The sequence below is a fragment of the Nodularia chucula CCY0103 genome, from assembly GCF_963923915.1.
In the GTDB taxonomy this organism is placed as follows: domain Bacteria; phylum Cyanobacteriota; class Cyanobacteriia; order Cyanobacteriales; family Nostocaceae; genus Nodularia; species Nodularia chucula.
Genome location: NZ_CAWUOL010000020.1, coordinates 49,539 through 62,717 on the forward strand (window position 1 = coordinate 49,539; position 13,179 = coordinate 62,717).

Consider the following 13,179-nt stretch of genomic DNA (forward strand, 5'->3'; position numbering starts at 1 on the left):
GGGAGTGTGGGGGGTGTGGGGAGTGTGGGAGGTGTCTAACTTTTATAATCAGTTTATGTCCTAACGTGTATGCGTAGTGTTTTATATATGAATTTTTCTCATCGTCTACTTTTGCTCTGTAGCCTAGTTGGTACTTTCGGGCTAACATCCACATTTGTCCACTCCCGCCGAGTCGATGCAGCCGACACCTGTCAAACTCCGGCTCTGTCTCGGTTTCAACGGCATCAAGTTCAAAATGGTGAAACTTTGGAGAGCATCGCACAGCGCTACAATCTCACCACCACAACCCTGGTGAATATGAATCCTGCTGTCAGCAACGGTCAAGTAACGGTAGGTAGCGAGTTACAAATTCCTCCCTACAATGGCATAGTTGTAGAAATACCTAGCGGACAAACTTGGCGACAGGTGGCGGAAAAATATCAAGTTCGTGCTGATACACTCTTTGAAATTAATGGCTGTCAACCAGACCCTAGAATTGTGTTTGTTCCGGCGGGAAATGTTTCACCAAACCCTTTAATCAGACAATCTTCCCCACCTACTGATACCCAAGCCATATCAATTTCTGGGTATCCTTTAGAATCAGTGGCAACTGTGCTAATGCCTTATGGCTGGCAGATTCATCCTACTACTGGTGAGGCGTTTTTTCATAGTGGTATGGATTTGTTAGCCCCAGTGGGTAGTTCTGTACAGGCGATCGCTCCAGGAACTATAGTGTTTGCTGAACAGCAGGGAAGTTATGGCCAGTTAGTAATTATCAATCATAGCGGTGGTTTACAAAGCCGTTACGCACATCTGAATGAGATTCAGGTTGCCGTTGGTGAACAGGTTAATCAGGGTGACTTACTGGGAACTGTAGGAACAACTGGAGAACCGACTTTTACTGAGCCACACCTCCATTTTGAAATGCGCTCTAGCTCGGATTTAGGTTGGGTAGCCAAAGATCCTCAAGGTTATTTGCAGGATTGAGGATTTTAACGCAAAGGTACGCTGAGGTGAGCGCAAAGGTACGCTGAGGAGGTTTAAAGAAGGGATGAGATGGGTTGAGTTGATTTGATTATTTGCATTCCGGCTTCTGCAAATTTTTTAAATGCTGTATCGGCTGGTTCTGTGTAGTCTATTATGCCGGGGATGACGACAGGAGATGTGCAATCTTCTAATAAATAAATTTTTTGACTTAGGGTGCTATCTATTTGTTCAATTTCTCTCAGTAAATCATCAATTGTCCAGGCGACGCAGTGGCTTTTTGCCTGACCGGCAATGATTACAGCATCAAATTCTAATAGTTGTTTAATCAGGCGTGTGTTTTTTTGAGCTAGTGGTTGTTGATTAAAATCTGTTAAAACTTCTGGACTTAAAACCGAGTAATTTTCTGTTAAAGGATTATCTCCTTTGATTTCAAATTGGGTCTGAGTTTGACGCGCAATACTATGGAAAAATATCGCCTCTTCTACTGAGGAAACTAAGGCATGACCAATGCCGCCTAACATGGAATGATAAGGCCAGACAGTTAGGGGATATTTCCCGTTTTGGCTGAGTTGTTTCACATAATAGTAAGCGTGTTTTTTTAACAGTTCATAATTACCATTAGTAATATTATCAGCTACTGCTGGGTTAACTTGCCAAATCCCTGTTTCTATATCTGCTGGGGTAATATTAGTTGCGGCTGGTTTGGGATGTTCACCTGCATCGTTTATCCAAAATATTGGATGAAAAATTTGTGTCGCGGTGTGGGTGTCTAATGTGGGAATAATTTTGGTAATTAATCCTAAGTTATGATATATAAACTCACATATTCGCCGATTATCATCAACTGCTCCCGTTCCAGTTTTTCCACCAACAAATAATTCAAATCCAGGGATACAAAAAGTATTCTGCACATCAATTAAAAGTAGACAAATATTAGTTTTATCGTTAGCTGATGGGGAAATATCATGTTTTACTGCCCAGTCTGGTGCTGCTGCGGCTATTTCTTGGTAGGGTACGCGCCAAACTTCGCCAACTTTTTCAGCATCGAAGTGAAGAGGAATCGATAGTTGAGTTTTTTTCCGTGTATTCATAATTTAATTAAAAGCCTGGGACTAATGTAAATACAGATGCGTTAACAAACTCAAATCTTTTGTATCTAATCTGCTGACTGTTGACAAGCTATAATAACTAATACAGATTTTCATCCCATACCTGTATTCAATAGAGTTTATAATTATCAAAGGCAAAAAAGATGGTTCAAAAGATTGCCTTGTTCAATCACAAAGGTGGTGTCAGTAAGACCACAACTACTTTTAACTTAGGTTGGATGCTGGCTTCAAAGGGTAAACGAGTTATCCTTGTAGATACTGATCCTCAATGTAATCTTACTGGTATCGCTCTAAAAGAGGAAACCGAAGACGACGAAGCAAGAATAGAAAACATCTACAAGACACATTCAAATATCAAGACTGCCTTGGCTCCTGCATTTGAGTCACAACCAAGGCCAATTGAAGCTGTAAATTGTATTCCGATAGAAGGTCAAGAGGGTTTATTTTTGTTACCTGGTCATGTGGGCTTTACTGAATACGAAGTAATATTAAGTAAAGCCCAAGAAATTAGTGGTTCAATGCAGAAACTCAAAAACTTACCGGGTGCGATTTCGGATCTCTTGGAAAAAACTGCTAATAAATTTAATGCTGACTACATTTTAATTGACATGAGTCCCAGTTTAGGAGGAATCAATCAGAACTTACTCATGACAAGTGATTTTTTCTTAGTCCCTACAACAACTGATTTTTTCTCGGAAATGGCAATTGATTCTCTTTCTAAAATTTTATCAAAGTGGTGTACTTGGGCAAAAATTGCTAGTACAAACCCTGTATTAAGAGAATCGGCTTATCCTTTTCCAGAATTTAGATTAAAATTTTTAGGAATTATTGTACAAAATTATATTTCTTTTAGAGGTAAAGAAACAGCAGCATTTCAAAAATTCATAGAAAAAATAGAAATGACGGTTAGTAGTAAGTTAAAACCTATTTTGGAACGAAACAATTTGTTATTACCCAATCAAGTTTATACTGAGCAGGGAATCAATAGTAGTTTCACTCTGACAAAAATTTCTAATTTTAACAGTTTAATTGCTCTCTCACATGAACATAGTACACCAGTTTATGCGTTAACACGTCAACAATTAGGATATGGCATATTAGGTGAGCAAAATCAAAATAAACAAGATGAATTTAGAGAAACTTTTTCTGAATTAGCAGATAAAATTATTGCACTATCATCCAGTTATGCAGTCAGCGCTTAACCAATTTCGTATTAGTATTCAGCGTGTTCGGGATCTGATTGCTCTTCATAACTCAGTTAAGACTCAAGCTACTGCTGCTTTGGATATTTCAGACATTTTACGCTCTGCTCTAGTTTTAAGTGTGAGTGCTTTGGATTATTATATCCATGAGGTTGTTACATTGGGTATGCTGGAAATTCATCGAGGAACACGTCCTGAACCAGCAGTTCCAAGAAATTCCACTCAATCATCCTTTTAACGTGTTCAGGTTTCTCTAGGAAGTGCGCGTGAAGATAGAAAAATAGCTATCGATATTGCTTCTTGGATAGAGAGTGAAATACAGCAGAGTTATGGAGATGATTTTTTACAGCAATCTCATCATATATCCCATTTAATTCCAGTTATTTCAAATAGTATTTTGAATCAACTAAATAATACCTCATGGTTAGAAGCAGAAATTAGAGAAAGTTTGAACTCTAAAAGTTTCCAGAAACCAGATAACATAGCTGAAGCAATTAGATATATTTCAACTAAAAAATTATGGGAAGAAGTTGCGAATAAAATGGGCAGTCCCGATAAAGATATTAAGCAACAACTAAAATTAATTGTAGATCGTAGGAATAAAATTGTTCATGAAGCTGATATAGATCCTACTCTTAGCTTAGGTAATCGCTGGGATATCGATGAATCAATGGTTAATGATGCAGTTGATTTCATTGAGCAAGTTGTTGAGAGCATTCATCAAATTTTGTAGACCTGTCCCCTTTTTTTCGATTTTCTTGTCCAAAAATACTCTGAATGTGGCAATCTGAGATCAAGAGACTTTGAATTTGAAATTTTAACCACAGCTAATTTACCTCATTAGGTTATGCAAACCCTGCCAACTCCGACAACCATTGACACCGCCGCAGATCAACCCATGTTTGACACCAAAATTCAGAGGCGTAAAACTCGTCCTGTCAAGGTGGGAAATATCACCATTGGGGGTAACTACCCAGTAGTAGTGCAGTCAATGATTAACGAGGATACTCTGGATATTGATGGTTCCGTAGCAGCAATTCGTCGTTTACACGAAATTGGCTGTGAAATTGTCCGCGTCACAGTACCAAGTATGGCTCACGCTAGAGTGATGGCGGATATTAAGCAAAAATTAATTCAAACTTACCAAGATGTGCCAATTGTCGCCGATGTGCATCACAATGGTATGAAAATTGCCTTGGAAGTCGCCAAGCATATCGAAAAAGTGCGGATAAATCCGGGGTTGTATGTATTTGAGAAACCCAACACCAATAGAAGCGAATATACTAACAGCGAATTTAATGAAATCGGTGACAAAATCCGCGAAACTCTCGCACCTTTAGTAATTTCTTTGCGAGATCAAGGTAAAGCCATGCGAATTGGCGTAAATCATGGTTCCCTCGCCGAAAGAATGCTATTTACCTACGGCGACACTCCACAAGGTATGGTGGAATCCGCTTTGGAATTTATTCGCATTTGTGAATCTTTAGATTTTCATAACTTAGTAATTTCTATGAAAGCCTCACGGGTTCCAGTGATGGTAGCCGCCTATCGCCTCATGGCCAAGCGCATGGATGAACTGGGTATGGATTATCCCTTGCATTTGGGGGTGACAGAAGCTGGTGATGGTGAATATGGACGGATTAAATCCACCGCCGGAATTGCTACATTATTAGCGGATGGTATTGGCGATACAATTCGCGTGTCACTTACAGAAGCACCAGAAAAGGAAATTCCTGTTTGTTACAGCATTCTGCAAGCTTTAGGGTTGCGGAAAACAATGGTGGAGTATGTCGCTTGTCCTTCTTGTGGTCGGACTTTATTCAATTTAGAGGAAGTATTACACAAGGTGCGGGAAGCTACCAAACACTTAACTGGGTTGGATATAGCCGTTATGGGTTGCATTGTTAACGGCCCTGGAGAAATGGCAGATGCTGACTATGGTTATGTTGGTAAAACGCCCGGTTACATTTCTTTATATCGTGGCCGAGAAGAAATTAAAAAAGTCCCAGAAGCCCAAGGGGTGGAAGAATTAATCAACTTGATTAAGGAAGATGGACGCTGGGTAGAACCATAAAGAGGCAGGGGGAGAAGAGACAGGGCGCAGGGCGCAGGGTGCAAGGGGGAGAAAGAGGCAGGGGAAGGGGATAAAATTTCCTAATACCCAATACCCAGTCCCCAATACCCAGTCCCCAGTCCCCAGTCCCCAGTCCCCAATACCCAATACCCAGTCCCCAATACCCAATACCCAGTCCCCAGTCCCCAGTACCCAATTCCCCGGATTGTCAAGTATTTTAATGAAATTATTAACACGTGCTTGGTCTGTACAGTGAAACCCTGTGTTAGATTGGGCATACTGACGATATATTCCTCCCTCTGACGCAGCTGTCATTATGGTGATTACAAAAAGTAGACTTGTTTTGGGTGCTACGGCCGTGACTCTTTCCACAATTGCTGTTACTGGCCTTGGCATTCACTCTCGAGGTCAGGCTTTATTTAAAGCAAGTCCTAAACAATTAGTAGAAGAGGTTTGGCAAATTGTTCAACGCCAATATGTAGACGGTACTTTTAATCAGGTAGATTGGCTGGCTGTGCGGCAGGAGTACGTGGTGGGCAAGTCGTACAGTAGTCAGGAAGATGCCTACAAATCCATCCGGGAAATGCTGACCAAGTTGGAAGACCCCTATACCCGGTTTATGGACCCTGAAGAGTTCAAGAATATGCAAGTGGACACTTCTGGGGAATTGACTGGTATTGGTATTACCATCAGTCAAGATGAAGAAACCAAAAAGATTATGGTGATTGCGCCTATTGATGATACACCTGCATTTAAGGCGGGGATTTTGGCGCGGGATATCATTACTAAAATTAATGGTAAAAGCACTGAGGGGATGGATACTAACCAAGCAGTATCCCTGATTCGTGGTGAGCCAGGAACTAAAATTAACTTGACCATTCAACGGGACGGTCAACCGAGACAGTTTGAAATTATACGCGCCCGCATTGAAATCCATCCTGTTAAGTATTCCACACAGGAAACTCCTGCGGGTAAGGTGGGTTATATTCGCCTGAATCAGTTCAGTGCTAATGCTAGCCGAGAAATGCAAAGCGCTATTAGAGATTTAGAAAGACAACGGGTGGACGGATATATTCTCGATTTACGCCGGAATCCTGGTGGTTTACTTTACTCCAGTGTGGAAATTGCTCGGATGTGGTTGGATAGAGGCACAATTGTTTCTACTATTGACCGCAAGGGTGAACAAGAGCGAGAGGTGGCTAGGGGACGTGCTTTGACTAATAAACCTCTGGTGGTTTTAGTTGATGAAGGTTCCGCTAGCGCTAGTGAAATTGTCTCAGGGGCTTTGCAGGATAATAAACGCGCGGTTCTGGTGGGGAATAAAACTTTTGGTAAAGGTTTAGTGCAGTCGGTACGTCCTTTGGAAGATGGTTCAGGTTTAGCGGTGACTATTGCTAAGTATCACACTCCCAATGGTAGAGATATTAATAAACAAGGTGTGGAACCGGATGTGAAGGTGGAGTTGTCGGAAGAACAGCTTCAGGAATTGTGGCTGAACCAACGGGAAAAACTGGCTACTTTAGCAGATCCTCAATTTGCCAAAGCTGTGGAAGTTTTGGGTCAGGAAATTGCTTCTAGGGGTATAACGACTTCTGAGAAAAAATAAATTTTTAGTCGATGCTAAAGGGGTTTCAGGATTTACGCCCCTTCCCTTCTGGGGTTTTTTAGAAATAAATCAGACATCGACCAAATTTAAATATGCTTTTGGCAAAACCTTTGTAGAGACGTTCCCTGGAACGTCTTTATATTTTTTGTGCCAGATGTCTATTCTGTCCTCCTGATTACGCTAAAGTTGCAAATAAGTGTGCATCTGGGAGGAAATATTTGTGAAAGCAGTTGTGATGACAGCAGCCGGTAGCCCTGAAGTTTTAGAGTTACGGGAAGTACCAACGCCGACTCTACCTGTAGGAAATACGCAACTTTTGGTGCGCTTAGTAGCGGCTGGGGTTAACCCTATTGATACGAAACTGCGTCAGCGCGGGACTTTTTACCCTGAAGAAATGCTGGCAATTTTAGGCTGTGATGGTGCTGGGGTGGTTGAGGCGGTGGGTGCTGGGGTTGAGCGTTTCCGTGTGGGTGATGAGGTGTATTTTTGCTATGGTGGTTTGGGCGGACATCAGGGTAATTATGCAGAGTATAATGTGGTTGATGAAAGGTTTGTAGCCCGTAAACCTGCTTCTGTATCTTTTGTGGAAGCAGCAGCAGCACCTTTGGTATTAATTACTGCTTGGGAATCTTTGTATGAACGGGGACGGTTGGAACCTGGGGAACGGGTTTTGATTCATGGGGGTGCTGGTGGTGTTGGTCATGTAGCTATACAATTGGCAAAACTTAAGGGTGCTAGTGTTTGTACTACTGTGAGTTCTCAGGAAAAGGCTGATTTTGTTAAAGAACTCGGTGCTGATGAGGTGATTTTTTATCAAGAAACCGATTTTGTGAATGAGGTTTTAAATTGGACTGGTGGTGAAGGTGTGGATTTAGCTTTTGATACTGTGGGGGGCGAAATTTTACAAAATACTTTTCCGGTGGTGCGGGTATATGGGGATGTTGTGACGATTCTGGAACCAAGGGCTGATACTGTTTGGAAGGTGGCGAGATTACGTAATCTCCGTGTTGGGTTAGAATTAATGCTGACTCCGATGTTACAAGGTTTGGAGGAAGGATTGATACATCATGGGGAAATTTTGCAGGAGTGTGCTAGTTTGATGGATACAGGAAGGTTGAAGGTTGAAGTTGCTAAGGTGTTTCCTTTGGCGGAAGCTGTTCAGGCTCATCAAGTTGTGGAGTCTGGCTCGATGCAGGGTAAGATTGTTTTGTTGATGAGGGATTGATTTTTTGGGGAAACGCAAAGGGGCGCGGAGGTTAGCGCAAAGGGTCACGGAGGGTAGGTTTGGTTTATCTCTGCGTTGGTTATTGGTGTATGTCTGCGTTTTATTAATGGTGTTTTTTTTGGCTGTTCCTGGTGGGGCGATCGCATCTGAACCAGAACGTAGTATTTTAACAGTGGAGTTGTTGCAGGAAAGATTGCAAAATCCGATTATCCGTGAGGGTAATTTGACTGTGGATTTACGGGAGATGGTGATTGATTTACGCCCGGAGAATGGGATCTTTGGTGAGTATTTTTATCAATTGCTGCGAAAGGAGTTACAAAAGTCTGGAAGCAAACCTTTAGGTTTAGATTTGAGTAATTCTCTGGTGTGGGGAGATTTTTTGGGTAGTGATTTGGGTTTGAGAACTCCTCTTTATGCTCCGGTTTTATCTGATCAAGAGTCAGTAAGTGCCTATGCGCCGATTTTGACTAGTGGTGAACAGGAACAGTTGGTAAAGTTGCGTTTTGTTTGTTCGCAGTCTTTGGCGATAGCGAAGCGCTCCGAAGGAATCGCATTACCTAAGTCTAAGGACTGTCGCGCACTTTTGGCAAGTGAACCCACGGCTTCTAGTGAAATCACTATTTTTCGTGGTTCTTTAACTTTAATGAAAACTCGCTTCACTGGAGAGGTGAACTTTGGAAATACTTTCTTTTTTCAGCCAGTGAATGCAGAAAATGCTATTTTTTTACAAGCTACTAACTGGAATGGAACTAGATTTAGCCGTTCTGTACGGTTTTCTGGGGCTAGTTTTAGCCAGTTGATTAATTTTCAGACTAGTGTGTTTTTTGATGATGTAAACTTTCAAAAGGCGCAATTTCAGGAAATGGCTGATTTCCAAGATAGCACTTTTATAAAAACTACTAAATTTAATCAAGCTAGTTTTAAGCAATCAGCTAAATTTATGCGGACACAATGGCAAGAAAATGTTGATTTTTCTAGTGTGCGTTTTGCTCAACCAGTACAGTTTACTCAGGGAAATTTTCATCAGTATGTTGTGTTCACAGAAGCGATTTTTGAGCAAGCAGCAATTTTTCGAGATGTTATTTTTAACCAAGCTGTAAATTTACGTGGTGCTAGTATTTTTAATCAAGCTGATTTTAGTGATGCGAGATTTGCTAAAGAGGCTTTTTTAAATGTTCCTGGTTTAACTTTTAATTCTAATCAAGGCAAAATTTTGGGTAATCCTGGGGAAATTGGTCAAATGTTTCGCGTTCCTACTTCCCAAGGTAATCAAAATGTTTTACGAAATTTGGGTCAGAATTTCCGTCAGCAGCAGCAAATAGCGGATGCGAATCAGTTGGAGTATACAAAGCAAAAACTCCGTCTGAAGGAGTTAAGCCATGTTTTGATGGATCGGAATATCAATAATGCGACTCGTAAAACTTTGATTAATTTGGGTTTTAGTGCTAGTCAGGCGGAGGCGATCGCACTGCGTCGGCTTACTGAACCATTTCGCAATAGCAGTGATTTGTTAAGTTTAGCAGATATCGATTTAAATACATACAATCAAATTAGCGATCGCCTGATCATTGCTGAACCTCTTACCCTTGGTGGCTGGTTATTGCAAGCTGCGAGATGGTTAGCTTTAAGTTTACTTTTACTGCTAAGTGGCTATGGGACTAGTTTTTGGTTAGTGTTTGGTGTGGGAGGGGTGGCGATCGCATTTTTTGGCTGGCTATTTTGGCTTATAGATCGCTATCGTCGCTTACACCCATCTCCAATTATTCCCACATCCTATGAAACTATTTGGATATTTACTGGTTTTACCTTTCTCACACTGTTTAGTTTATTAGCTATCTTCCATAATGCTGAATACCCTTGGCTAACTTTGGGGTGTCTGGCGATTATTATTATTCCCTTACCAGTAACTTTAATTATTCAACTTTATCAACAAGGACGCTATCACGATTTAATGGATGTTTCTTACTTTACAGAAGATGGAACTTTTCGGCAATTAAGATTATTAATTGGGCGATTACCTGTCATACCCAGAAATGAGACATTCCGAGAAAGATATATGCCTCTATTATGGAATCGCCGTTGGAATTGGTTGAATTACTACGACTTTAGTTTGAATAATTTAGTTAGGCTAGGCTTTAACGATATTCGCCTGCGGGATGAACACTTACCAGGAATAATTGCCACACTTGCTTGGTATCAGTGGAGTTTAGGCGTACTGTACATCACTTTAGTTTTGTGGACTCTTTCTCGCACAATACCGGGATTAAATTTACTGATTTATCTCAAGTAATATATCAGTACGCATACACGTTAGGACATAAACTGATTATAAAAGTTAGACACCGAAAGGCTTTTACCCACACTCCCCACACTCTCCAGCTATATCTATTAAATCCTGACATCTGCTGTATATCAATCACTGATACCATAGACATAAAAAAACCCCGTACTAGGGATAGTGTTACGCAAGCTGTGATCGGTACAAACTTAATTTTATAGTTTAGCTGTATTTTACCCCCGAAAGACATTTATGATTGACCATATTGGGATTAATGTGAGTAACTTTAAACAGAGCAAAAACTTTTATACGGTTGCATTAGCTCCATTAGGATATGAGTTAGTTAAAGAATATAATCATGCCGTAACTGGGATTAAATATGCGGCTGGTTTTGGCATAGATGGAAAAGCTGACTTTTGGATTGTGAATGAGGAAGTCAACACTCCACAAATTCATGTTGCTTTCACAGTCGAATCCTGGGAGAAAGTTAATGCTTTTTACGCAGCAGCCATCAAAGAGGGTGGTAGGGATAATGGCGCACCAAGTGTGCGATCGCATTATTATCATCTCAACTACTATGGAGCGTTCGTTTTAGATCCAGATGGTCATAACATTGAAGCAGTATGCCACGCACTGTCAGAATAAATCTGCATTAGCTCATTTTTTTCTCATATAGGAGATAGGAATATTAATGGTGATACGTGCAAAACTTTGATTAATTTGGGTTTTAGCCTTAGTTAGGCGCAGGCGATCGCACTTCGTCGATTTTATACAGAATTGGTATAACTATGCCAAATATAAGTTTTATCTCCCCTACCCGGATACTGCTATCCATTACTCATAAAACTCTTAACAATGTTGGCAATTTTGCAGTGCAACGGTAATTAGGATTGAAATTGATTACATACAGCAGGTTGCAGGTAAATCAGGTACAAGGAGGTGAAACTCTTGTGGGGTAGGCATCCTGCCCGCCCTTGTGTACCTCACCAAAATGAAAACTGCTGTATTTGACAAATCAGCCTTTGGTGTTCTTGGTAAACACTTACTTTTATTGAGAATAGACAATGCAGGTTAAAGGCTTTGCAATTTTGTCACCAATGACTAAGAGGTATGCTATCGCTATCACAAATGTTAAGAAAGTCCGGGTAATGGATAGCCTGATACCGGAAGGGTTTGGGAGTGGAGTGTAAGGATGATGCTAACACTAACAACCGGACTCGATAGAAGAAGTGAAGATTAAGTTATCAATCCCTAAAAATAGACTCAAAAGACATTTAATTCCAGGAATCAATATTGGCGATTTGGTTCAGATAATTTTCGCTTCCAGGTGCTGCATATAAAAACACAACATTCAGAGCTAAATTAGTTAGATTTGCAGTATTTATGATGCGGTGGAGGATTCGTAGATTTCTCATTGCTAAGACATTGAAATTATTTCTGTGATTTGATGGTTCGTGTTCGTCCATTACATCTTCTGAGAATTGACAACCGCCAGTTGCTTCCATGCCTTCAACGGTTTCTAAAATGCTCAAATTGGAAATTTTCATCTACTTATACTCTGGTTGGCTAATAATTTATCAATGGAGTCAACAAATACATACCGCTAAAAACATCCATATTTTCTGGCGGTATGTATTTCAAAAATAGCTGATATTTTTGCGGCAGAGTAATGTAATAAAAAGAGGCAAAAATTAGTTCAAAGAAGTAGACAATTGTCATCTGAAATATAACAGTCTGAGTTTTTGTCTATTCTTTTATAGGGCGAGTGGATACCCACCCTATAAGGAATCATCCTGAGATTAGTTTGATCCTTTTGTAATTCCTAGTAAAGCCAATTATCTTTATTTTCGTCACCAGCTAAAATGAATAGAGCTTGTTTACCAGCGTTGCTACCAGCGTTAGCAATTTGGAAGGATTGGACATCATCTGTATCGTGGGCATAGAAGAAGTTTGTAGCAAAGTATCCTTCGTTATCTGTCAGATTTACAAGTGAATTTTTGCCTTCTTTGTCGTATTTATAGCCTTCATATGGACTGGGTGGAGTAACTGTTCTCTTAGAGGATGTTTTAAAAGTGGGAGGCTGTTGTAAGAAAGCTCACAAGGCGTATGCTGAAATTTGTAGAAACCAGCACCCTGTGAGCGAATGACTAAAGCATATCCTAGTAACCTGACATGGGAACAGTGGGAATTGATAGCGGAAGATTTTCCATCAGCTAAGTTTGGTGGTCGTCCACGTAAAGTAGCAATATATGCGGTTGTAAATGCCATTCTGTATGTGTTGTGCCAGGGATGTACGTGGCGAGGATTGCCGGGAGATTTCCCGCCTTGGCAAACAGTTTATGGTTATTTTTGGCGATGGAGTCAAGATGGTACATGGTTAAAGATTCACGACAAACTTTACCAGTGGGTTAGGGTCGCAGCGGGACGAGAACCTAGTCCATCCGAAGCCGCAGTTGATAGCCAATCAGTGGAAACAGCAACAATGATTTCTCAAGCGGTGGGCTATGATGCAGGGAAAAAGATACACGGACGTAAGCGGCATCTAACGGTGGATATGTTAGGACTCGTTTTGCGGGTCTTGGTAACGTCTGCCAGTCTCCCAGAACGGGAAGGAGCCAAAAAAGTTCTCCATCAAGTTCATAATACGGAGAATCAGGTTAAACGATTAAATCCCACATTCCGCACCCTAAACTGTCACAGATAAAAAAAGCCACCAAAG

At 40.8% G+C, this 13,179-nt stretch carries 11 protein-coding genes and 1 pseudogene; 10 read left to right on the forward strand and 2 right to left on the reverse strand.

The genetic code is table 11. The annotated features are described in order from the left end of the window. Nucleotides 1-87: 87 nt before the first annotated feature. A complete protein-coding gene (locus ACM0OP_RS08460; RefSeq protein ID WP_414527959.1) occupies nucleotides 88-966 on the forward strand; it encodes a LysM peptidoglycan-binding domain-containing M23 family metallopeptidase in 879 nt (292 codons plus the stop codon). A 53-nt stretch (nucleotides 967-1,019) separates the two neighbouring features. Here ACM0OP_RS08460 and ACM0OP_RS08465 read toward each other — a convergent pair whose 3' ends face one another. Beyond that, nucleotides 1,020-2,057 carry a cysteine hydrolase family protein gene (locus tag ACM0OP_RS08465; RefSeq protein WP_414527960.1) on the reverse strand — a complete coding sequence of 346 codons (1,038 nt, stop codon included), beginning with the start codon at nucleotides 2,055-2,057 and terminating at the stop codon, nucleotides 1,020-1,022. Between the two features lie 161 nt (nucleotides 2,058-2,218). Between ACM0OP_RS08465 and ACM0OP_RS08470 the strand changes: the two genes are divergently transcribed. The 8 genes from ACM0OP_RS08470 to ACM0OP_RS08505 all read left to right on the forward strand — a co-directional run bounded on the left by ACM0OP_RS08470 (nucleotide 2,219) and on the right by ACM0OP_RS08505 (nucleotide 11,105). Then, the gene (locus tag ACM0OP_RS08470) at nucleotides 2,219-3,277 is read left to right on the forward strand and encodes a ParA family protein (protein WP_414527961.1); all 1,059 of its coding nucleotides are present in this window, start codon (nucleotides 2,219-2,221) and stop codon (nucleotides 3,275-3,277) included. After that, the gene (locus ACM0OP_RS08475; protein WP_414527962.1) at nucleotides 3,261-3,515 is read left to right on the forward strand and encodes a hypothetical protein; all 255 of its coding nucleotides are present in this window, start codon (nucleotides 3,261-3,263) and stop codon (nucleotides 3,513-3,515) included. Before ACM0OP_RS08470 ends, ACM0OP_RS08475 begins: the two co-directional genes overlap by 17 nt. Before the next feature lie 159 nt (nucleotides 3,516-3,674). Further along, nucleotides 3,675-4,010 carry a HEPN domain-containing protein gene (locus ACM0OP_RS08480; protein WP_414527963.1) on the forward strand — a complete coding sequence of 112 codons (336 nt, stop codon included), beginning with the start codon at nucleotides 3,675-3,677 and terminating at the stop codon, nucleotides 4,008-4,010. Nucleotides 4,011-4,124: 114 nt separating this feature from the next. Next, nucleotides 4,125-5,351, forward strand: a complete 1,227-nt coding sequence (ispG, locus tag ACM0OP_RS08485; RefSeq protein WP_414527964.1) for a (E)-4-hydroxy-3-methylbut-2-enyl-diphosphate synthase — start codon at nucleotides 4,125-4,127, stop codon at nucleotides 5,349-5,351. A 316-nt stretch (nucleotides 5,352-5,667) separates the two neighbouring features. After that, entirely contained in the window at nucleotides 5,668-6,957 is a 1,290-nt protein-coding gene (gene ctpC / locus ACM0OP_RS08490) for a carboxyl-terminal processing protease CtpC (protein ID WP_414527965.1), read from the forward strand. A 220-nt stretch (nucleotides 6,958-7,177) separates the two neighbouring features. Next, nucleotides 7,178-8,182, forward strand: coding sequence for a zinc-dependent alcohol dehydrogenase family protein (locus ACM0OP_RS08495; RefSeq protein WP_414527966.1), 1,005 nt, complete (start codon nucleotides 7,178-7,180; stop codon nucleotides 8,180-8,182). A gap of 106 nt (nucleotides 8,183-8,288) precedes the next feature. Beyond that, nucleotides 8,289-10,472, forward strand: coding sequence for a pentapeptide repeat-containing protein (locus tag ACM0OP_RS08500; RefSeq protein WP_414527969.1), 2,184 nt, complete (start codon nucleotides 8,289-8,291; stop codon nucleotides 10,470-10,472). 240 nt (nucleotides 10,473-10,712) lie between these two features. Further along, nucleotides 10,713-11,105 carry a VOC family protein gene (locus tag ACM0OP_RS08505; protein WP_414527967.1) on the forward strand — a complete coding sequence of 131 codons (393 nt, stop codon included), beginning with the start codon at nucleotides 10,713-10,715 and terminating at the stop codon, nucleotides 11,103-11,105. A gap of 629 nt (nucleotides 11,106-11,734) precedes the next feature. On the opposite strand, the gene ACM0OP_RS08510 is transcribed toward ACM0OP_RS08505, so the two are convergent. Next, nucleotides 11,735-12,007 (reverse strand): hypothetical protein, encoded by a 273-nt coding sequence (locus tag ACM0OP_RS08510; protein ID WP_414527968.1) that lies wholly within the window; start codon nucleotides 12,005-12,007, stop codon nucleotides 11,735-11,737. A gap of 596 nt (nucleotides 12,008-12,603) precedes the next feature. On the opposite strand from ACM0OP_RS08510, the pseudogene ACM0OP_RS08515 reads away from it, so the two are divergent. Then, nucleotides 12,604-13,128: pseudogene (locus ACM0OP_RS08515) on the forward strand (IS5 family transposase); the annotation flags it as partial. Between the last annotated feature and the right edge of the window lie 51 nt (nucleotides 13,129-13,179).